The sequence below is a fragment of the bacterium genome (genome assembly GCA_021372515.1).
Lineage (GTDB): Bacteria > Gemmatimonadota > Glassbacteria > GWA2-58-10 > GWA2-58-10 > JAJFUG01.
The window spans coordinates 15,865-37,922 of sequence record JAJFUG010000103.1; the positions used below are offsets into that span (position 1 = coordinate 15,865).

The 22,058-nt window shown below is 65.0% G+C and carries 17 protein-coding genes; all 17 read left to right on the forward strand.

Annotation, left to right across the window (positions count from 1 at the left end; genetic code table 11):
• Window positions 1-2: 2 nt before the first annotated feature.
• The 17 genes from flhB to LLH00_10225 all read left to right on the forward strand — a co-directional run bounded on the left by flhB (window position 3) and on the right by LLH00_10225 (window position 22,050).
• Complete coding sequence (gene flhB / locus LLH00_10145) at window positions 3-1,079, forward strand: flagellar biosynthesis protein FlhB (protein MCE5271629.1); 1,077 nt, start codon at window positions 3-5, stop codon at window positions 1,077-1,079.
• A gap of 154 nt (window positions 1,080-1,233) precedes the next feature.
• Window positions 1,234-3,330, forward strand: a complete 2,097-nt coding sequence (gene flhA, locus LLH00_10150; protein MCE5271630.1) for a flagellar biosynthesis protein FlhA — start codon at window positions 1,234-1,236, stop codon at window positions 3,328-3,330.
• The gene (gene flhF / locus LLH00_10155) at window positions 3,327-4,622 is read left to right on the forward strand and encodes a flagellar biosynthesis protein FlhF (protein ID MCE5271631.1); all 1,296 of its coding nucleotides are present in this window, start codon (window positions 3,327-3,329) and stop codon (window positions 4,620-4,622) included. The genes flhA and flhF overlap by 4 nt, the downstream gene beginning before the upstream one ends.
• Window positions 4,623-4,664: 42 nt before the next feature.
• Complete coding sequence (locus LLH00_10160; GenBank protein MCE5271632.1) at window positions 4,665-4,970, forward strand: hypothetical protein; 306 nt, start codon at window positions 4,665-4,667, stop codon at window positions 4,968-4,970.
• A 46-nt stretch (window positions 4,971-5,016) separates the two neighbouring features.
• On the forward strand, window positions 5,017-5,880 hold the full coding sequence (locus LLH00_10165) for a FliA/WhiG family RNA polymerase sigma factor (protein MCE5271633.1): 864 nt from the start codon (window positions 5,017-5,019) through the stop codon (window positions 5,878-5,880).
• A gap of 186 nt (window positions 5,881-6,066) precedes the next feature.
• Window positions 6,067-6,351, forward strand: a complete 285-nt coding sequence (locus tag LLH00_10170; protein ID MCE5271634.1) for a hypothetical protein — start codon at window positions 6,067-6,069, stop codon at window positions 6,349-6,351.
• Between the two features lie 45 nt (window positions 6,352-6,396).
• Entirely contained in the window at window positions 6,397-7,359 is a 963-nt protein-coding gene (locus LLH00_10175; protein ID MCE5271635.1) for an HDOD domain-containing protein, read from the forward strand.
• Between the two features lie 224 nt (window positions 7,360-7,583).
• The gene (locus LLH00_10180; protein MCE5271636.1) at window positions 7,584-9,749 is read left to right on the forward strand and encodes a hypothetical protein; all 2,166 of its coding nucleotides are present in this window, start codon (window positions 7,584-7,586) and stop codon (window positions 9,747-9,749) included.
• Window positions 9,742-10,536 carry a hypothetical protein gene (locus LLH00_10185; protein ID MCE5271637.1) on the forward strand — a complete coding sequence of 265 codons (795 nt, stop codon included), beginning with the start codon at window positions 9,742-9,744 and terminating at the stop codon, window positions 10,534-10,536. The genes LLH00_10180 and LLH00_10185 overlap by 8 nt, the downstream gene beginning before the upstream one ends.
• A gap of 111 nt (window positions 10,537-10,647) precedes the next feature.
• Window positions 10,648-11,496 (forward strand): GAF domain-containing protein, encoded by an 849-nt coding sequence (locus LLH00_10190; GenBank protein ID MCE5271638.1) that lies wholly within the window; start codon window positions 10,648-10,650, stop codon window positions 11,494-11,496.
• A 220-nt stretch (window positions 11,497-11,716) separates the two neighbouring features.
• Window positions 11,717-13,345, forward strand: coding sequence for a S41 family peptidase (locus LLH00_10195; GenBank protein ID MCE5271639.1), 1,629 nt, complete (start codon window positions 11,717-11,719; stop codon window positions 13,343-13,345).
• A 174-nt stretch (window positions 13,346-13,519) separates the two neighbouring features.
• Entirely contained in the window at window positions 13,520-16,009 is a 2,490-nt protein-coding gene (locus LLH00_10200; protein MCE5271640.1) for a hypothetical protein, read from the forward strand.
• Between the two features lie 385 nt (window positions 16,010-16,394).
• Window positions 16,395-17,861, forward strand: coding sequence for an IMP dehydrogenase (gene guaB / locus LLH00_10205; GenBank protein MCE5271641.1), 1,467 nt, complete (start codon window positions 16,395-16,397; stop codon window positions 17,859-17,861).
• A gap of 18 nt (window positions 17,862-17,879) precedes the next feature.
• Complete coding sequence (locus LLH00_10210) at window positions 17,880-18,746, forward strand: menaquinone biosynthesis protein (protein ID MCE5271642.1); 867 nt, start codon at window positions 17,880-17,882, stop codon at window positions 18,744-18,746.
• A 232-nt stretch (window positions 18,747-18,978) separates the two neighbouring features.
• Window positions 18,979-19,731 carry a hypothetical protein gene (locus tag LLH00_10215; protein ID MCE5271643.1) on the forward strand — a complete coding sequence of 251 codons (753 nt, stop codon included), beginning with the start codon at window positions 18,979-18,981 and terminating at the stop codon, window positions 19,729-19,731.
• A gap of 11 nt (window positions 19,732-19,742) precedes the next feature.
• Complete coding sequence (sfsA, locus tag LLH00_10220) at window positions 19,743-20,450, forward strand: DNA/RNA nuclease SfsA (protein ID MCE5271644.1); 708 nt, start codon at window positions 19,743-19,745, stop codon at window positions 20,448-20,450.
• Window positions 20,451-20,490: 40 nt separating this feature from the next.
• Window positions 20,491-22,050 carry a PKD domain-containing protein gene (locus LLH00_10225; GenBank protein ID MCE5271645.1) on the forward strand — a complete coding sequence of 520 codons (1,560 nt, stop codon included), beginning with the start codon at window positions 20,491-20,493 and terminating at the stop codon, window positions 22,048-22,050.
• The last annotated feature ends 8 nt before the right edge of the window (window positions 22,051-22,058 follow it).

Below are 22,058 nucleotides of genomic sequence, written 5' to 3' on the forward strand. Positions count from 1 at the left end.
CGATGGCCGAGGAACAGAGCTTTCAGGAAAAGACAGAGGACCCCAGTCAGAAACGGCTGGATGACGCCCGGGAGGAAGGCAACGTACCCCGGTCGGCCGAGCTGTCGAGCGCGATGGTCCTGCTGGCCGGGATAACCGCGCTCTATTTCATCGGCTGGCGGATGTGGCAGGACATGGGCCTGGCCAGCCGCTTCATTTTCATCCACGCCCCCGAGATCGAGCTGACCAGCGACAGCCTGCCGACTTTGGCCCAGGAGTCGGTGCTGTTCTGCATCAAGCTGATGGCGCCCATTTTTGCCCTGGTCATGGTGGTGGGAGTGCTGACCGGGGTGGCGCAGTCCGGGGCGAATTTCACGTTCAAGCCCCTCAGCCCCAAGTTCAGCAAGATGAACCCGCTGGAGGGGATCAAGCGTGCCTTTTTCTCGGCCCGCACCGTGATCGAGCTGGTAAAAAGCCTGCTCAAGGTGACTGTGGTGGCGGGCCTGGCGGCCTGGACCATCCGCGGGATGTTTGTCGACTACATCCCCCTGCTGGACCAGGAGGCGGGGCAGATTTTCCTCTACCTGATGACCCAGATGTTCAAGCTCAGCCTGCGTATCGCCTTTCTGATCCTGGCCATGGCCGTGCTCGATTACCTCTGGCAGCGTTTCGAGCAGCGGCGCAAGCTGCGCATGAGCCGTCAGGAGGTCAAGGAGGAGCGCAAGCAGCAGGAGGGCGACCCGGCGGTCAAGAGCCGTATCCGCTCTATCCAGATGGAGATGGCGCGCAAGCGCATGATGGCGGACGTGAAAGAGGCCGACGTGGTGGTGACCAACCCGACCCACCTGGCCGTGGCGATCAAGTACGACATAGCCACCATGCGCGCCCCGATGGTCCTGGCCAAGGGCGCCCGCCTGGTGGCCGAGAAGATCAAGGAGATCGCCCGGGCCAACGATATCCCGGTGATCGAGAACAAGCCCCTGGCCCAGGCCCTGTTCAAGTCCGTGGACGTGGGCCAGGAGGTCCCGGCCGACCTGTACAAGGCCGTGGCCCAGGTGCTGGCCTACGTGTACCGCCTGAAGAAGAAACGCATCGCCTGAGGCGGAAAGGCTTGCGGGCGTTGAGGCGAGAAGGGCACGGCACGCCGTGCCCCTATAGGAAGAACATATCGGCAGAATCCGGGCGGACACATGGGTCCGCCCCTACGTAGAAGAAGATAAAGTCCCGGAACGAAACGACTGACGGAGCCGGACAGTGGCAAACGCAGCGAAAAAAGGCGGCGGTTTCAGCTTCTCCCACTATAGCGACATCCTGCTCGCAGTGGGGCTGGTGCTGATCCTCGTTGTGATGATCATCCCCATGCCGCCGCTGCTGATGGACCTGATGCTCACCCTGGACATCTCTATCGGGCTGCTGATCCTGGTGGTGGTGCTCTACACCACCGAGCCGCTCCAGTTTTCGGTGTTCCCGGGCTTGCTTCTGATGGTCACCCTGTTCCGCCTGTCGCTCAATGTGGCCTCCACGCGTCTGATCCTGAGCGAGGGCTACGCCGGCCGGGTGATCGAGGCGTTCGGCAATTTCGTGGTCGGCGGCAACTATGTGGTGGGGATCATAATTTTCGCCATCCTGGTCATCATCAATTTTGTCGTGCTGACCAAGGGTGCGGGCCGTATCGCCGAGGTGGCGGCCCGCTTCACCCTGGACAAGATGCCCGGCAAGCAGATGGCGATCGACGCCGACCTGAACAACGGCCTGATCGACGAGCACCAGGCCAGGGCGCGGCGCGAGAAGATCGACCGCGAGGCCGAGTTCTACGGGGCCATGGACGGCGCGGCCAAGTTCGTGCGCGGCGACGCCATCGCGGCCCTGCTGATCACGTTCATCAACATCCTGGGCGGGTTCGTGATCGGCGTGGCCCAGCGCGGCATGAGCTTCACCGACGCGATCAAGACCTACACCCTACTCACCGTGGGCGACGGCCTGGTGAGCCAGGTCCCGGCCCTGGTCATCTCCACCGCCGCGGGCGTGATCATCACCCGCGCCTCCAGCGAGAGCCACCTGGGCTTCGACATCCAGAGCCAGCTCATGGCCAAGCCGCGCGCCCTGTACATCACCGCCGTGGTGCTGATGTTCTTCGGTTTCACCCCGGGGTTGCCCACGTTTCCGTTCCTGGTCATGGCCACGATTGTGGGCCTGATGGGAGTCGGCTCGCGCAAGCAGCTGGAGGCCAGGGAAAAGGCCCCCGCCGAGGATGAGGAGCCGGCCCGGGACGAGAAGAAGGATGTCAAGGCCCAGATCGAGGAATACCTCCAGGTCGACCCGCTGGAGCTGGAGATCGGCTACGGCCTGATCCCGCTGGTGGACGTGGAGCAGGGGGGCGACCTTCTGGCCCGCGTGACCGAGATTCGCAAGCAGTGCGCCCTTGAACTGGGCATGATCGTGCCGCCGATCCGCATCCGCGACAATATCCAGCTCAAGAGCAACGAGTACGTGATCAAGATACGCGGCATCGAGACCGCCCGCGGCGAGGTGATGGTGGGCAGCTTCATGGCCCTCGACCCCGGCACAGTGGAAAAGCGCATCCCCGGCATCGACACCGTGGAGCCGGCTTTCGGCCTGCCTGCGCTCTGGATCACCGAGCAGCAGAAAGAGCAGGCCGAGCTGAGCGGCTACACCGTGGTCGAAAGCCCGGCCGTGCTGGCCACGCACCTGATGGAGATCCTGAAACGCCACGCGTTCGAGATCCTCAGCCGTCAGGACGTGCAGACCCTGGTCAACAACGTCAAGAAAGAGCACGCCACCCTGATCGACGAGCTGGTGCCCAACGTACTATCGGTCGGCTCGGTGCAGAAAGTGCTGCAGAACCTTCTGCGCGAGCGCGTGCCGGTGCGCGACATGGTCACGATCCTGGAGGCCCTGTCCGACTACGCCAACCAGACCAAGGACCTCAACACCCTGACCGAGTATGTGCGCCACGCGCTCAACCGCACCATTTTCAGCATCTACCGGGACAGCGAGGGCAAAGTGACCGCGATCACCCTCAGCCCGGAGGTCGAGCGCACCATTATCGACACGATCCAGTCGAGCGTGGGGAAAGGCACGCCTCTTGCTATGCCTCCCAGGTATATCGAGAATCTCACCTCGAACCTGAAAAGGAAAGTCGAGGCCATGAGCAACGAGGGCCTTCAGCCGCTGCTGGTCTGCTCGCCCACGATCCGCCAGTATTTCAAGCGTCTGGTCGAGCCGGTTTTCCCCAACCTGGTGGTGATTTCGTACGCGGAACTGCCCCAGACAGCGGAAATTGTTTCCTACGGCACCATTGTGCCTGAAATGGCGGGGTCTGCCCGATGAAAGTGAAAAAGTACGTTGCCCCCACAATGAAGGAAGCCCTGGAAAAGATGAAGAAGGACCTCGGCGAAAGCGCCGTGATCCTGGGTTCACGCAAGATCAGCCGCGGCGGGATGCTCGATTTCCTGGGCCGCGAGATGGTGGAACTGACCGCCACAAACGAGGAGAACGTGGCCGTTCCGGTGGCTGCAAAAAGTGCCGGTCGGCGGTCACGCAACGCGGCACGGGTTTCCTACACGGTGGGCGACACGGGCGCAGTGGCCGACCCGCCCGCGCCGGAGTTCCGCGACCTGCTCAAGGGCGCCGGTGCGGTGGAGACGCCTGCGCCGGTGCTCCCGCTGGGAGGAGGCGCCGCCGCCGCTCCCGCTTCCCCGGCGCGTCCGCTGGGCGGTTCGGGTGGCTGGGACGGCTCGCCGATGCGGCTGCTGCAGCGCCAGCTCGACGACATCAAGAACACCATGGGCGAGATGGCCGAGCAGATACGCTACCAGCGGATGCCGGCCCTGCCCGCCGCGCTCAAGGAAATTTACCGCCGCCTGGTGGACAGCGAGCTGGAGGAATCGATCGCGGTCAGCCTGATCCAGCGGCTCTACGGCCAGTTCAGCGAGAAACAGTACTCTGACCGCGAATTCGTCGAGAAGTTCCTGATCGATGAGCTGACCGCCCTGATCAAGATCGCCGCGCCCACGCCGGTGCGCCAGAGCGGCCCCCTGGTGCTGGCCTTCGTCGGGCCGACCGGGGTGGGCAAGACCACCAGCCTGGCCAAGCTGGCCACGAACAAGCGGTTCTACGGCGGCTGCCGCACGGCCCTGGTCACCACCGACACCTACCGCGTGGCCGCCACCCAGCAACTGGGCACGTTCAGCGAGATCGCCGATATCCCGATGGAGATAGTCCACAGCCCGCGCGACCTGTCCCGCGCCATCGAAAAGCACAAGGACAAGGAGGTGATCCTGGTCGACACCGCCGGGGCCAGCCAGTACAACGACCGTCTGATCGAGGACCTGCGCGCTTTCCTTGAGGCGGCCGACCCGGACGAGGTGCATCTGACCGTTTCGATCACCACCAAGCCGCGCGACCTGAAAGGCACGATCAAGCGTTTCCGGATGAAGCAGCGCGAGCGTCTTCTGTTCACCAAGTTCGACGAGACCCTCACTTTCGGCTCAATCATCTCGGTGGTGCAGAGCAGCGCGCTGCCGCTCAGCTATGTCACTTTCGGGCAGGAGGTGCCCGAGGACATAGAGCCGGCCGATGCGGGCAAGATCGCGCGCCTGGTGGTCAACAACATAGTCTGACCTTTTCCGGCCTGGCCGGGGTGCTGTGCGGAGCGGGAGTCAATGGAATTCAACATCCTCAAGCTTGCTTTTCTGTTGGGCTACCTGTCACTGCTGGTCTGCGTGGTCAGCGGCATACCGTTCCTGACCGCGCTGTTCCGTTCCGTGCTGGTGACCGTGATTTTCAGCCTGCTCGGATTTTTTATCCGTCTGTTCCTTCTGCGCCTGGTGAACTCGGTGGAGAGCCGGATCGCCTCAGGCTTCGAGGAGCCCTCCGGCCCCGGTTTCGGGGAGGAGACTCCCCAAGCCGGTGAGACCGAGGAAGAGATGGAATTTGAGAGCGCCGCCGGCCGGGGCTCCGACCAATGAGAAACCTGTTCTGCGACTGTGAACAGTGGCGTTCGGGAAGGAAAGCATGAACGATGGCAGCCAGACATTAGAGGGCATCAAGGAAAGCAAGCGCGAGAAAGTGCGCGAGGCCTACCGCGCGGTCCGCGAGGAGCGCGCCGAGGAGCGCGCCCGTCGCAACCGCCAGGTTGAAAAGCTGGTGGCCGAGTACCAGAAGAGTCACAACCCGAAGACAAAAGAAAAAATCCTTCTGGCCAACCTGTCGCTGATCAGCTACATCTCGGAGCGCCTGGCGGTCTCGCTGCCGCACTCGGTGGAGCTGGACGACCTGAAGAGCCTGGGCGTTCTGGGCCTGATCGACGCAATCGAGAATTTCAAGGCTGAGAAGCAGGTGCGGTTCACCTCCTACGCCGCCCTGCGGATCAAGGGGGCGATAATCGACGGGCTGCGCAGCCTGGACTGGGTCCCGCGCAGCGTGCGCAAGAAATCGCGCCAGATCGAGCATACCCTGCAGAGCCTGGAGGCCGAGCTGGGCCGCCCGGCCACGGAACAGGAGGCCTCGGAGCGCCTGGGCGTGGGCCTGGCCGATTACCGCAACATGCTCGAGGAGGTCAGCCCGATCTCGTTCCTTTCGATCAACGATACGGTTTACGAGGACGGAGACCAGTCTGTTCGGCTGGGCGAGGTCATCGAGGACACGACCAGCCACGGTCCGATCACCGAACTGGAGCGTGAGGAAGTGAAACGCATACTCGTCGACGGGATCAACAATCTCCCGGAGCGCGAAAAGCTCGTGGTGGCGCTCTACTATTACGAGGGGCTGACTCTGAAAGAGATCGGCGAGGTGATGCAGATTTCGGAGAGCCGGGTCTGCCAGATCCACACCGAGTCGATGCTCCGTCTGCGCGGGAAACTCAAGGCCTCTTTCTGATTCACCTTTCAGGGTCCCCTTTCGGTTCATCCGGCATACTCCTTCCCGGTGCCCCGGCACTTTTCTTGCATATAATTATCGACGCAACTGACGCCTCCAACGTGTCGCCAGTAACCGTAACCTCTAAAGCCTGTTCCAGTTCCGTAATCTGGCGGCCACGGTGCGACGGTGAGGGAGGTGATGTGCATGTTGGCGCCGATCTCCGGTGAGATGAATTTTGTTCCACCTCCCCGGAAAAAAAGTGTCGCCTCTTCCCCGGATGAGCCGGTGCGTTTCGATGAGGTGCTGATCGAGCGGCTCGAGGCCATCGACCGGGATGCGGCCAGCCGCGAGGACAGCGGCGGGCGCGGCGAGAAGGAAGAGACGGATTCGGATAGCGCGGCAGGCGAGGACATCGAGGCGGGGACGCAGGGAAGCGGCCCGCAGAATGAGGCAGCGCCCGTGATACGACGGATCGATCTGCGGGCCTGACAACGGCGGGCGCAGCCGCACAACGGTGCGGCCGGGGCGATGAGGATGCAGAAACAGACGCGTGTCGACCGGGAACGGCTCAAGCGTATCACGCAGACCATTATCAATCTGCCGACCCTGCCGACCATCGTGGCCAAGATGCTCGAGATCATCGACGACCCGCGCAGCTCGGCCCGCTCGCTTACCCGGCTCATCAACACCGACCAGGTGCTGACCGCCAGGATACTCAAGCTGGCCAACTCCTCTTTCTATGGCTTTCCCAACCCCATTTCCACGATCAACCTGGCCGTGGTGGTCCTGGGTTTCGAGACCATCAAGAACCTGGGCCTCTCGGTCTCGGTCATCTCGCGTTTCGCCCGGGCGCGCACGGACGGCGAGCTGCTGGACTACAGCCGTTTCTGGGAGCACTGCGTGGGCGTGGGCGTGGCCAGCCGCATGCTCGCCCGGATGCACGGCCTCAGGGCCATCGAGTCCGAGGCCTTTGTCGCCGGGCTGATCCACGACATCGGCAAGGTCATCCTCAGCCAGTACCAGACCGATCGCTATTCCGAGAGCCTGCAGATCGCCCGCGAGGAGCAGATGCTGATCGCGCGCGCCGAGGAGCGGGTGTTCGAGGCCAACCACACCGAGGTGGGAAGCTGGCTGGCCCGCAGGTGGAACCTTCCCGAGACCCTGGTCGAGGCGATCCGCCTGCACCACGTGCCCCTGACCGCGCGGATCAGGCCCGAGCTCTGCGCCATCGTGCATTTCGCCGACATCCTGGCCCGCGCGGCCCGGATCGGCTCGGGCGGGGATGACCTTGTGCCGCCGTTCTATCGCGGCGTGCTGCGTCTGGTCCCCCTGCGCCGTGCGCAGGACGGGCGGGTGGACCTGCCGTTTTACCTGGAGGCCCTTAACGGCGAGATGGAAACCGCCGAGACTTTCATCAACATCGTCCTGGGCAAGTACACCCGCCCGGAGTCCCTGGCCGCGGGCGAGACTGGCGGCCGCGGCAGCCTGAGAGCTTGATCGGAAAATCCTGTCCGCTCCGGGCGCATTATTCTCCGCACCTCCCCGGCAAAATGTTCCGGCGCCATCGGCCCCTCCGCTTGCTCCACCGCTCCAAGCCCCGTCAAACCTGAATTCCGTCCCCTTTCACCGCTGGCACGAGTATTGCCATTTACCGCTGCAGGACAATTTTACCGGCCGGAGGCCGGAAAGCAGTCAGCGAGCCTTCTGCAACGGACATAACCATGCTCAGACTCATCCGTATCTCAATAGCAGCGGCAGGCCTGGCCGCGCTGGCCGGTCCTGCGGCGGCCGCCTCGTTGGACGGCCTGCAGGTGTTCAGCGAGCGCGAGTACGCGCGGATTGTTTTCAGCCTGGAGGGCGAGGCCCGCACCGCGGTGGAGCCGCAGCCGGGGGGCGAGCTGGTGCTGGTGCGTTTCGACGGGACCGACATCACCCGGCTGCCCGAGCAGTCCTATGTCTTCGAGAACAACCCGCACGTGGAGTCGATCACGTTCCTGCCGCTCGCCGGTGGGGCCACGGTGGCCCGGATCAAGCTGCGCCACCCGTTCAGCCTTCGCACCTACAACATCGGCCAGCCGCCGCGTTTCGTGCTGGAGGTGAGCCGCGCAGCCGCCTCGTCGGTTCAGGGCGACGATAATTCTCCGAACATCGATTACTATTCCCACGGCCTGGAGCAGGTGCGCCAGGGCAGCGACGAGGCCGCGCTGATCTCGTTCCGCAACGCGATCCGCTCCGGGCACAGCGCCGCCGAGAGCTACTACCAGGCCGGCCTGATCCGTATGCGCCAGAGGCAGCCGCAGATGGCCGAGGTGAATTTCGAAAAGTCGCTCGGCAGCGGGCAGTATGCCCACGAGTCGCGCCTGTTCCTGGCCTGGCTCGCCCACGCCAGCGGCGACCGCGACTCTTTCCGCCGCCGCTGGAACGGTTTCTCGGCCGCGGTGCCCGACCCGGCGCGCCGCCTGGAGCTGGCCGCGGCCCATCCCGAGGTGGACTACCGCGCCATGGAGAGCGCCGCCCACGCCGCCGGTCTGACCGCGATCACTGTCTCCACGCCCGAGAGCCTTCCGGTGGCAGTGAGCCCGGCCGTGGAGAGCGCGCCCGCCCCCATGCAGGAGGCGGGCCCCCGGATCGACCTGGACTCGGCCCGCGCGTATTTCGACCTGGGCCTCCAGGCCCGCAACGACAAGCACCTCGAACAGGCCGCGGCGCATTTCCAGCACTCGCTCTCGTTCAATCCGACCAACCCCGAGGCTTGTTTCCAGCTCGGCATAGTCTACAAGGACCTGAACCGTCCGGCCGAATCGGCGGTCTGGTTCGAGCGCTCGCTGGGCAAGACCTCCGGCGCCGGGACCAACCGTGCCGAGCCGGTGGAGCAGCGCGCCGACCCCGAGGCCGAGTCCCTTGATGGTATGGCCTCCAAGGCCGGGGCCCCCATGTTTCCCGACAGCCAGTCCACCGATACCACGGGCTTCTCCGCCGGTTTGGCCCAGGCCAGCGGCGCCACCGGCCAGCCGCTTCCAGCCGACCGGGCGCAGGGCGCTGAATCCACGCCGAACAACGGCTCTACGGCAGTTGCGGCGGCTGCGTTGCAGCCCGCCGGCACCAGCCCGCTGCAGCGGCTGCGCGGCCTGGTCGGCGCTTTTGTCCAGCGCACGGGCATCCCGCTGCTGCGCAAGCAGGTGATTATCCTCACCCTGGCCACTGGATTTCTGTTCCTGCTCACCCTTATGGGCGAGCGTTTTGCCCTCGGACGGTTCGGGCTGCGTCTGTTTGGACGCGCCGGCAAGGACATGGCCGTGAAAGCGCTTCCCGCTCCGGCTGCGGCCCAACCCGAAACTATCACTCTGCGCCAGGCGGCCCAGTCGATCGAGCGCCGTCAGCAGGTGGCCCAGGTGCTGGCCCGCGAGCTGGCCGCCAAGCAGAAAGCCGTCCCGGCCGACAGCGGCGCCCCGCACCCCGCTGCCCAGCCCGTGGCGGCCATGGCCCGCGGCATGGACCTGCGCGTGGGACGACCCGCAGGCAGCGGCCCGGTCTACGGCGCCGACATCGCCCGCCGGATCAAGGAGCAACTGGCCTCGCCCGCGGTCAGGGTCGAGGCGGCCTCCGCCGGGTTCAGCCGGGCCAGGGAGGATGTCAAGTCCCGCCTGATCCGTCAACTCAGGGCCAAGAACTGGACAGTCAGCGACATCGCCCAGGAGATGGGGCTCTCGCGCGAGGAAGTCAAATGGGCGCTCTCCTCCAGCCCGGCGGCCGAACGCACGGCCCAGCCGAAACCGGCGGCCATGGAGCTGGGGCAGGCCCGTGCCCTGGGTGATGCGAACCTGTCCCGCTCCGCGGCTCGCGACCTGGACCGTGAAATGGAACTGGAGCTGCAGATCAATGTATAAAATAAGGGGGACAGCGAGGGGCGGGGCGATAGTGACGCTGACCGCGCTGCTGGTCCTGGCCGCTGTCACGGGGCTCGCGGCCCAGGGGCGGTCGGACGGCAGCAAGCTGCCGCCCGAGAAACTGGTCTATCCGCCCACCAGCCTCTGCCTGTTGAATGTGCGCAACGCAGAGGAGGGCTATCCTTACAAGATGGAGGAGTTCCAGCGCGCAGTGATTTCCTGGCTGCGCTCGGCCGACTACATGACTGTCCGGACCGAGAACGACATCCGGGATGTCCTGCGCCGCAACCGCCTGAGCGCGCCCGAGGTGTACGAGTCGGGCCTTCTGTCCAAGATCGGCGAGCTGGCCGGCTGCGACTACGTGGCTTTCATGCGGCTTTCCACCTGCGGCCTGAACCGCATGGATGGGTTCACGATCCCGCACCTGTTCCACCGGAACAAGGTCACGGGCTGGATCGAGCTGGACTTGGACCTGGTGGAGGTGAAGACCGGTGCGCTCCAGTATTCCAGGCGCGTGCGCGGCGAGGCCGGGTTGGGACGGAGTTTCCAGATGTACCCGATAGTGGAGGACCCCAATGTGTACCTGGATTTCCGCACCCGCGGCCTGCTGGAGCAGCACACGGTGGAGAACCTGGCCCGCGCCACTTTCGAGTCAATCATGACCGGCATCCAGAAACCGCTGGGTGACCGCTACATCTGCTACTGGCAGGATGAGGTGCATATTATTTCGGACAAGCCCGGACTCTGTCCGATCTGTGGCTCCAGGCTTGTCCGGATCAAGCGCTGAACGCACGGTCCCCCTCCGGCCGCTTCGGTGCGCCAGGCAACCCCCCGGCGCGACTGCCCGCTGCCACAAATATTTCAGTCACAGACGCCCCCGCCCGATTATTGAGGTATCATGGGAGAGAACGGGAAAGAAAACGGACTGGGCGCTCGGGAACTCGAGACCCTTTTCAAGATCAGCCAGGTAATCCAGTCCTCGGTTGAGACCGAGGTGGTTTTCGGTTCGGTGCTCGACCTGCTGGAGGAGCTGGCCGAGTTCGAGTTCGCCGCCCTGTTCATAAACGACGAGTCCGAGCAGCGCCTGCGCGTGGTGGCCAGCAAGGGCCACGTGGTCGACCTGATCCAGCCGGTCAGCTTCGACATGGGCAACGGCCTGAGCGCCTGGGTGGCCAAGCAGAAACGCCCGATCCTGCTGAGCGACATGCACCGCGGCAAATCCGATGAGGAGTCGCCGCTGCGCTCGTTCCTCTCGATCCCGCTCCTTCTGGGCGACCGCCTGATCGGGGTGATGAATTTCGGCCACAGCCGCTCCGGGGCTTTCACCCGCCACGACCTGCACGTGCTGTCCATCGCCGGGGCGCAACTGGGGGTAATTATCGAGCGGGCGCTGTATTTCAACCGTCTGTCCGAGACCAACCGGGAGCTGGAGGAGAAAAACCGCCAGCTGGCCGAGGCCCAGCAGGCCCTGATGCGTCAAGAGCGCCTGGCCGCCCTGGGCGAGCTGGCAGTGACCGTGAACCACGAGATCAACAACCCCCTGACCGTCATCATCGGCAACGCCGAGTTCCTGCTGCACGACCTGGAGGGCGGCGACCCCAAACTGTTGAGCAAGGTGGAGCACATTGTCTCCGAGGCCCGGCGCATCGCCCGGATCACCCGCTCATTGCGCAAGCTGGACAACCCGGTGAGCGAGGACTACCTGCCCGGCGGCCGCAAGATGATCCGATTGGACGGCGGCTCCTGAGCCTGAAACCCCCTTCGAATAATTCTTTCCCGCCGCCGTCTTATCCGTAAGTCCCCCCTGCCGTTCCGGATGAACGCCTGTATTTGACCGCGCGCCAACAGTTTTATCGTGGCTGTCCGGTCCAAGAGCGTTGACTTTTCCTCCAGAAGGATAATAGATTTTATAGGATATGGGCAGGTAGGCTGCTTTGAGGGAATTCTTCGCCGAAAGCGAGTCCGGGATGAGAAAATATTTCAAGCTGTTCCTGATTGCCGTTGTGCTGTGCATGCTGAGCATGGGGGTCGGGGTCTCCCAGTCCGATGAGGGGGCCTCGGGCGGGGCGAAAAACCTGATGCAGCTCAACGAGGTGCTTAACGTCCTGTCGGAATACTATGTCGACCCTATCCCGCCCGAGGACCTGGTGATGGAGTCGATCGACGGGCTGGTGGAAAGTCTGGACATTCACAGCCAGCTCCTGGATCAGCGCAACCACAACCGTCTGATGGAGCAGACCCGCGGTGAGTTCGGCGGCATAGGAATCGAGATTTCGATCCGGGACGACTCGCTGACAGTGCTCAGCCCCATCCCCGGCACCCCGGCCTCGCGGGTCGGGCTGCAGGCCGGAGACCGGATCGTGCGCATCGAGCAGGAACCCACCTGGCAGATGGCGCTGGAGGCTGCGGTGCGCCGCCTGAAAGGCAAGCCCGGCACCCAGGTCAACATCTGGATCCGCCGCATGGGGGTGGATGAGGATATCCATTTCGAAATCACCCGCGACATAATCAAGATCGAGAGCATCCAGGGCAAGTTCATGCTCACGCCCGATGTCGGCTACGTGAGGCTGAGTGTGTTCTCGGACAAGAGCGGCGTGGAGCTGGCCGAGGCCATCGAGGACCTGAAGGCCCACGGGATGAGGAAAATGGTTTTCGACCTGCGCGACAACCCCGGCGGGCTGCTCTCGCGGGCGGTGGATGTGGCCGACCTGTTCCTCGACCCCGGCCAGGTGATAGTCTCGACCCGCGGACGGATCAGCTCGTCGAACAAGGTGTTCCGGGCCACCACGCCCCCGATGTGGAAAGACGCACCGGTGATCACGCTCATCTCGGGCGGCAGCGCCTCGGCCAGCGAGATCGTGGCCGGCGCCCTGCAGGACCACGACAAGTCCGTGATCATGGGCGTGACCAGCTACGGCAAGGGCTCGGTGCAGACAATCATCGACCTGCGCGACGACTATGCGCTCAAGCTGACCACGGCCAAGTACTACACCCCCAGCGGACGCTGCATCCACGCCGACAAGGGCGCGGGCGAGGAGCACCAGGCCCTGCTCACCAGCGAGGACACGCTCCAGACCTACCTGACCGACTCGGGACGGCCGGTGCACGGCGGCGGCGGGATCACCCCCGACCTCTATCTCAGGCCCGACAGCCTGAACGCGGTCGAGCGCAAGATATTCAAGCAGGTGGGGTTGTTCCGCAACCTGATGTTCCGCTACGCGGTGCAGTACAAGACCTCGCACCCCGAGCTGGGGAGCGATTCGATCGAGGCGGTGGGCTATGTGCCCGATTTCCGGGACAAGGTGCTCAAGATCACCCCGCAGATGATGAAAGAGGCCCGCCAGCTGATGCGCGACAACGGCTTCGACCTGAGCGAGGCCGAGTTCAGGCAGGCGGACAAGCTCATCCACCAGTGGATGAACTACTACGTGGCGGATGCCGCGTTCGAGCGCAACGTCTCGCAGCATATCTTGTCGATGTACGATGAGCAGGTGATGAAAGCGGTCGAGGTGCTGAGCAAGGCCCAGCCGCAGGGAAATTTTGTCGGCACCGTGCTGGCGGGCAAGACCCTGCCCGACACGCTGAACCTGTTCTGAAAGCCTGTGATGCAGAGTGAAACCGCGAAAGGCACCCCCCCTGTAAAGGTTGGAACCTCGACCGGTTCGGATGATATTTATCAGTCCCATAGGGGCACGGTTCGCCGTGCCCCTCGTTTTTGTCTCTGCGCTTTTGCTACCCTGGTTTCGATTCCAGAACGCCTGGAGCGTTCAATGCCGATACGGTCCCTCATGCGCCTGATCCCGGTCCTGGCTGTGGCTTGCTGTCTGGCTGCAACCGGGCTTCAGGCCGCATTCCACCTGCCCTATCAGGCCGCGCCGCCCCGTCCCGCCTGCCAGCGCGTTCCCGGCGGCTACTGCCGTCCCGAGTACCCCGAGGTGGCCGAGCGGCTCGACCCCGAGACCCTTGACTGGCTGGTGCGCACCTATCCCGTGCTGGGCTGGCAGGACATGGACCCCCGTGTCTGGCGTCCCAAGCCCGTGCCCGGAGCGGACCGGGTGGATGGGTTCCGCTACGACACCGGGCGGCGTAACCTGGAGGTGGAGGCAGTGTTCCATTTCGGGCCGCGCAAGGGCAACGGCGCCCTGATCGAGGAACTGCTGCCGCTGGACGGCAACCGTCTGCTCACGGTCAACCGGGCCTCGCATAACCTCTCGGTCATCAACACCGCCAGGCCGGATGTGGACGCGGTGATCCCGGCGCCGCGGGGCCTGCGCTCGCTGGAGGTCAACCCGACCTCCCAGGAGCTGTACCTGGTGGAGCGCTCCGCCTCGGGCATGCTGGTCTGGAGCCTCAAGGACTACCGGGTCACCGACACCCTGTTCGTGGATTTCAGCCCCGGCGCGGTCCTTCTGTCGCGGGATGCGCGCTGGCTGTACCTGACCGATGAAACGAACGGCTACCTGGTGCGCCTGGACCTGACCCGACCGGCGGATGGCCCGGCGCGTCTGGCCGTGACCCTGGCCGCCCCCTGGCTGATCGCAGAGGACCGGGAAAGCGGGATCGTGTTCCTGGCCGGGCAGAAAGACGGCCGGGTGCTGCTGTGCGAGCCCGAGGGCTTCACCCGTCTGGGCCGGGAGTTCTCGCTGGGCGCGCCGCTGCTGGCCTGGAGCGCCCCAGCCGAGGGGAAGGCGCTGTTCCTGGCCGCGGGCGACTGCGAACGCTCGGCGGTCTACAGCCTGACCACCGGCGACGGCACGGCCTCCCTGACCAAGCTCGCCGACCTGGGCGGCGCGGTGACCACCCTGGGCACGGACACGAAAGGTGAAAAGCTCTGCGCCCTGGCCGGGCAGGAGCTGTACAGCCTGGACCCGGACGCCTACTCGAACCCGGCCCACCGCGGGCTCCCCGCACCGGCCCAGCGCGTGCTGCCCCTGGGCTCGAAAGTCTATGTCAGCGCAGGCATGGACTGGCTGCTGGTCTTGGATGAGGGCCTGCAGGGCCGGATCGACCAGGTGCAGGTGGAGTTTGGGCCGGGGCCGATTCTGGAACGTGAGGGCGCCCTGTGGGTGGCCAACGGACTTTCCAGCAGTATCACCGTGCTGGATGCCGGCAAGCTGGAGGAGAAATTCTCGGTCCTGGTGGGCGTGCTGCTCGGCCGCATGGTGCAGCACGGGCGGAAAGTGGTGGTCAACAACCTGTTCCGCGGCAACGTGATGGTGCTGAACCCCGAGAACTACATCATCGAGGACATTGTGGCCGCCGGGGGCAGCCTCGATTTCTCGGCCGCGGCGAACCGGGTGACCATGGTGGACGACAGTCTGGCCGTGGGCATGGACTACCCGCCCTCGCGGCTTTCGATCAGCGCCACGCTCGACATTCCCCGCGGAGTGCGGCTGTTCGCCCGGGTGGGGGATTCGCAGAGTTACCTGGTGGAGGACCAGGACCGCAGTGTGGAGAGGGTGGACCTGTCGCGCCGTTTCCGTTTCGGCGGGGTGCCGCTGCCGGCCGAGGGAAAGGGGATGTTCACCTGGGACGGCGCCGCGTGGGTGCTCTCAGCCTACGACCTGTACCGTTTCGGGGTGGGGGAGAGCCTGGGCCTTGACCGGAGCTGGCCGCTGCGGCCGTTCAAGTTCCACCCGCCCTACGTGGCCGCGGACTACGTGTCGGGCGGCAACGGCAGCCAGGTGCACGTGATGTACAACGGCCAGTTGCTCGACCTCACCTCCACCCCGGGCCGCATCGGGGTGATCCGGGACGACCCCGACACCTCCTACTGCTGGTTCGGCACCACGCAGAACGCCCTGGTCTTCGACCGGCGGGACAACCGCTCATCGGCCGTGGTGCCGGTGGACGGCACCGCGCGGGACATCTACCTGCCGCCCGGCTCGCTCAACGGCTACATCTGCGGCGAGGGGAGCCTCACCGTGGCCGACCGCCGCAATTTCTTCCGCCAGAACGAGATCGCGGTGGACGGCGATTTCGTCTATGTCTCAGGTGAGGAACTCTACCTGCTGGACCACGAGGACCGCAGCCTGCTCTACGTGGTGGACGGTTACCGGGCGATGGTCTACCAGCGGCTGCGCCTTCCGCTCAGCCCCACGGACGCCGCCTCGGACGGCGAGCGGCTCTACCTTCTGGGCGGGGCCGAGGGCGCGGTGGCGATCTACTCCAATTTCCCGGCCGCCGAGCGTCTGCCGCGCTCGGTCGACCGCAATGTCTGGGACTCCGAGGCCGACCGCCGCAGCGGCGAGCACCGCTGAGAACGATTTTGCCTCGTTCATCACCGTGAACCGAATCGCGGCAATTCTTTCCTATTCGGCGAAAGAAGCAAAGCCGGCGTGGGCCGGTACAATCTTTGCGTTTTGCGTAGGGGCGGCCCCCTGTGGCCGCCCGGACCGACAGGGGCAGGCACAGGGGCCTGCCCCTACGGGAAAGCCTGCCTTCTACGTTGGCAGTTCATGATTCACGCTTTGGTTCGGACACGGCACACCGTACCCTGACACCGGTTTTTACCGCCTGAGACTACCAGCCACCCATTCGCCGCCTTTGACTTTTCCAGCCCACTCTGTTAAACTTACATATTATTCAAAACCCCGCTCCAGGGCGTCTAAAACGCCCGAACACCAACAATGACGGGTATTTACGATGAAAAAGATAATCGAAAAGGTCGGGCTGACATTCGACGATGTAATGATCGTTCCGCGCAAAAGCGACATCCTCCCGCGGGAGACGGACCTCTCCACACGCTTCAGCCGCGGCATCCAACTCAACATCCCCATTGTCAGCGCGGCCATGGACACGGTGACCGAGTCCGAGATGGCGATCTCGATGGCCCGCGAGGGCGGTCTGGGCGTGATACACAAGAACATGTCCATCGCCCAGCAGGCCGAGCAGGTGCGGCGGGTGAAGCGCAGTGAGAGTGCGGTGATCACCGAGCCGCTCACCCTTCCGCCCGAGGCCCGCCTGAGCGACGCGGTCGAGCTGATGCGCACCAGCCGGGTTTCCGGCATCCCGATCACCGAGGCGGACGGCCGTCTGGTGGGCATTGTCACCCATCGCGACATGCTGTTCGAGACCGACATGAACCGCCGTCTGCGCGAGCTTATGACCTCCGGCGACGAGCTGATCACCGCCCATGAGGGGATCGAGCTGGCCGAGGCCCAGAAAATCCTGCACAAGAACCGTATCGAGAAGCTGCCCCTGGTGGATGCCGAGGGCCGTCTCAAGGCCCTGGTCACGGTCAAGGACCTGGTCAAGCGCACCCAGTTCCCCAACGCGAGTAAGGACAGCAAGGGCCGTCTGATCGTGGCCGCGGCTGTCGGGACGAGCGAGGACACCCTGGAGCGAGCCCGTGCCCTGCGCGACGCCGAGGTGGACGCCCTGGTGGTGGACACGGCCCACGGGCACAGCCGCCGGGTGTTCGAGATGGTCCGCCTGTTGCGCCGCGAGCTGGGCGACATCCAACTGGTGGCGGGCAACGTGGCCACGGCCGACGCCGTGCGCTCTTTGGCCGGCGAGGGCGTGGACGGGGTCAAGGTGGGGATCGGCCCCGGCTCGATCTGCACCACCCGCGTGGTGGCCGGAGTGGGAGTGCCACAGCTCACCGCGGTCCTGCAGTGCGCCGAGGAGGCCGGACGTCACGACCTGCCGATCATCGCCGACGGTGGCATCCGCTACAGCGGCGACATGGTCAAGGCCCTGGCCGCCGGGGCGCAGTCGGTGATGCTGGGCAGCCTGCTGGCCGGCACCGAGGAAAGCCCGGGCGAGACAGTGCTGTTCCAGGGCCGCACGTTCAAGGTCTATCGTGGCATGGGCTCGTTGAGCGCGATGAAGAAGGGCAGCAAGGACCGCTACGCCCAGGAGGATTTGGAGGCTTCAAAGCTCGTCCCAGAGGGCATCGAGGGCCGCGTGCCGTTCAAGGGCCGCGCCGGCGACACGATCTACCAGATGGTGGGCGGCCTGCGCTCCGGCATGGGCTACTGCGGCGTGCGCACTATCCCCGAGCTGTACGAGAAGACCGAGTTCATGCAGAGCACGGTCATGGGCATGAAAGAGAGCCACCCCCACGACGTGACGATCACGCGGGAAGCTCCCAACTACTCCCTGGACTGAAGCGGACGGAACGAGAGCGTGGAGAGTCAGGCCGGAGCGCTGCGGGTCGGCGAGATTTCATACACCAACTGCTTCAATATCTTCCACTGCCTGCGGCGCGGCCTGCCCGCGCCGGGAGTGGAATTCCACGCCGCTGCGCCCGCAGTGCTGAACCACCTTCTGAGCCACGGCGGGATCGACCTCAGTATCAGTTCCTCGGTGGAGTACGCCCGCCACGCCGATGACTATTTCCTCCTGCCGCGCTACTGCATCGGGGCCACGGGGCCGATCTGGAGCATCCGCCTGTTCAGCCGCGTGCCGATAGATGAGCTGGACGGCCGCGAGGTGGTCCTGACCGGCGAGAGCGAGACCACCGTGGTCCTGCTCAAGATAATCCTTTCAAAATTCTACGGCTTCCGCAACACGTTCCGCACCGAGCTGACCGACCTGGAGCCGGCCCTGGAGCGCGCGCCCGCCGTGCTGCTGATCGGCGACAAGGCCCTGGCCGCCGGGATGCGCGCCCCCGCCGGAGTGCATATCTACGAGTTGAGCGAGATCTGGCTCGCCCACACCGGCCTGCCTTTCGTGTTCGCCCTCTGGACCCTGCGCCGTGAGGCTCTGAGCGCCAAGGCCGCGCCGCTGGCCATGTTCTGGCGCGAGCTGCGGCGCTCGCACGAGGAGCTGAAGCACCCGGATGAGGCCCTGGTGGCCGCTATCCTGGCTGCGCGGCCGTTCCTGGACCGCGCCACCGTGCTGCGCTACTGGCAGCTTATTTCCTACGAGCTGACCGAGGCGCACCTTCAGGGACTGCGCGAGTTCTACCGTCTGGCCCACGCCCTGGGCGAGGCCCCGGAGCCGCCGGAGCTGCGTTTCTGTGAGCCGGACAGGCTCGCCGGCGGGCTTTGATCGATAGGAGTTCCTGTGTAGGGGAGGGTTTTAAACCCTCCCCTACATCTTTTTCCTCCCGGCGTGCCGAGGATTAATTCTTTCAGTATCGCCGGTGTTCTATCCGGCCTTGACACTGCGAATAAAGATCATACCTTGATATATTGTGAATGATCAGCCGCCTGCGGGCGTCTTGTAGCAGAACGGAGTGTCCGCCCGGCGGGTCTGGAATCGCAACCGTGGAGGGTCGAGCATGGTCGTTCCGGCCGTAGTGGGGCGCTGGCGCTCCAAAACGTTCTGCCTGGCCTGGCTGATTGGCACGCTCGCAGTGTCACACCTGGCAGGTGTGTTTCTGCCCGGCCAGTGGTGGCTGCCCGTGCTCAACGGCGGCCTGTTTTTTCTGCTTTTCTTCGGGCCGCTACGCGAGGGCGAATACTGGGCCGCGGTGCGCCTGGCCCTGGTCTGGGCGGCCATGACAATAGTGCTCCAGGTGGGCCTGACTGTCCTGTGGCCCGCGGCCATGGAGAACGCGGTCTGGCACGGCGCGGCCTACCGCGAGGAGATGTTCGCCTGGGTGCGCAGCGGCGCCGGGGCCGAGGGCGATATCCGCCTGTTCCTGCCCGTGCACCTGCGGCATCTGGCGATTTTCTGCGTGGTCTCGCTGGCCAGCGGCGGCCTGTTCGGCTTGGTGATGGGCGCGGCCATGCTGGGCTATATGGATTTCTATGTCGGAGAGCTGATCGCGGCCAGCGGCTGCCACTGGAGCTCGATTCTCCTGGGCTGGCAGGTCTGGGCCGTGTCCCGCGTGATCGGCTTCATCCTGGCCGGGGCCGCCCTGGGTGCGGTGTTCGTGCACCGTCCCCTGGACCTTCTCGACAAGCGCAACCACGTGCTGCGCATGCTGGCTGTGGCCCTGGGGCTGATCGCGCTGGACATCCTGCTCAAGTGGGCCCTGGCTGGATACTACCAGCAGTGCCTGTCCGGGGCGCTGGCGGGAGCGCCGTGAGCGCGCCGCTGATCCGGTTCCCGGAGCTGACCGCGGGCTCTCTGGTCCGGCGCTACAAGCGGTTCCTGGCCGAGGTGGAGCTGGCGGACGGCCGGATTGTGACCGCGCACGTGCCCAACAGCGGGCGCATGACCACGGTCGATATGCCGGGCAGCGAGGTGCTGCTCTCCTGGCACGGCGGCGCGGGACGCAAGCTGGACTGGACCCTGGAGTTGCTGCGCGTGGCTCCCGGGCCGCACGGCTGGGCTGGGGTGAACACCGGCCTGCCCAACGCCCTGGTCCCGGCCGCGGTGGCCGCGGGCCAGGTGCCGGAGCTGGCGGGCTACGACAGCCTTCGGCGCGAGGTGGTCTGCGCGCCGGGGACAAGGCTGGACCTTCGCCTGGAGCGAGCGGACAGTCCCGGTTGCTGGGTGGAGATAAAGAACGTGACTCTGGGGCAGGACGGCGTGGCCCTGTTCCCGGACGCGGTGACAGAACGCGGGCGCAAGCACCTTGAGGTGCTGGCCACTCTTGCCGCAACGGGCGAGAGGGCGGTGATTTTCTACCTGGTGCAGCGGCCCGATTGCACTATCCTGCGCCCGGCGGACGAGGTCGACCCGCAGTACGGCGCGGCGCTGCGCCGCGTGCTGGGCCAGGGAGTCCAGGCGCTGGCCTACCGCTCCCGGCTCTGCCGGGAGGGCGCCGCTTTGGACAATGCGGTGCCGCTGGATGTGACATGAAAGAGTCAGTTAACAATAAATCAAAGAATGGAGACGGAAAATGAAAGGATTCACCGGCATCACCCTGGTTCTGCTGCTCCTGGCAACTTTTGCCGCCGTGCCGCTCAGCGCCGCATCGGTCACGGACATCAAAGCCTCGATCACCTCCACCAGCCGCCGTGTGCGGGTGGGCGAGAGCGTGAAGTTCGACGGGCGCAAGTCGGACCCGGGACAGGGCGAAAAACTGACCGGCATGTACTGGGATTTCGATGACCTGGACCTGGTGGAGGTGGATGAACTGGGCGATACGGTGAGTCACATTTTCAACCACACCGGGGCCTACAACGTGCACCTGACCGTGGAGAACGAGCTGGGCGAGCGTGATGTGGCGGTTTACAGCATAGAGGTCCTGCCCGAGAAAGGCCTCGGCTCGCCCTCGATCACCAGCCGTTTCGAGAACGGCAAGACCGGAGTGTTCCTGGACTCGCCCTACACTTTCGCTTTTCGTCTGGAATGGGGCAACCAGTTCTTTTTCCGGCTGGACGGCTGCAAGGACAGGCCGGTGAGCCTGCGCATCTATGGTTACGGCAAGAACCGCCCGATCCCCGCCTCGGTCACCCCGTACTCGGATGACGACACGTTCGACGCCAAATGGACCGCCCTGGCCGCGGAAAGCTACATCGATCCGGACTGGCAGCCGCTCACGGAGGCCAAGTACACGTTCGACCCCGATTCCTCGGCCGTGACCATCCGTTTCACCCCCAAGAGCGAATCTCTCTACCTGGCCTGGGCCGCGCCCTACGTGCTGCACGACCTTCAGGCCATGATAGACCGCTACGAGGAGCGCCCCGAGTTCCAGTGGGAGCCGGCCGGGCTGTCGGTGGAGGGGCGGCCGATCTATCATATCACGATCACCGACCCGCAGGCCGCGGACAGCGGCAAGAAAGTGGTCTGGATCACCGGCACCCAGCACGGCTACGAGATGGCGGCCGGGCCGGTCTGCGAGGGGCTGGTCGCCGCCCTGCTCGAGGATAGCGATTCCTCGAAGGCGCTGCTCAAGAAAACCATTTTCCACCTGATGCCGATCCTCAACCCGGATGCGGTGTTCCACGGCGGCTACCGCTATAACATGCACGATGTCGACCTCAACCGGAACTGGGACACGGAGCGCTCCTCCCAATGGGACCGCGTGGTGCCGGAGCCGGAGGTCGGGTCGGTGCAGAACCTGATTGGCGATTGGGTGGTGCACAACGGCCATCTGGACCTGTTCATGGATTTCCACTGCCTGACCACGATCGCCGACAACCTTCTGCTGATCGAGGCGGCCGGGGACTCGCTTCCCGCCTCGGTGAAAGAGGCGCAGGGCAAGTTCTACGACCTGCTGGCGCGCAAGTACACTTTCCGCCGCAGCGAGGACAAGACAGTCTCCAGCGCCCTGGGCTGGGTCTCCAGCCAGTTCGCCAGCAGCCTGGGCACGCCCGCGTTCACGCCCGAGCACTGCCTGGGCTGGATCGAGCCCAAGGGCAAGGGCCCCGTGCGCGCCACTCCGGCGCTGTTCCGCCAGCTCGGCCACGATTATGTCTGGGCCGTGCGGGACTTTTTCAACCTGTCTGCCAAGTAGTGAGCGGG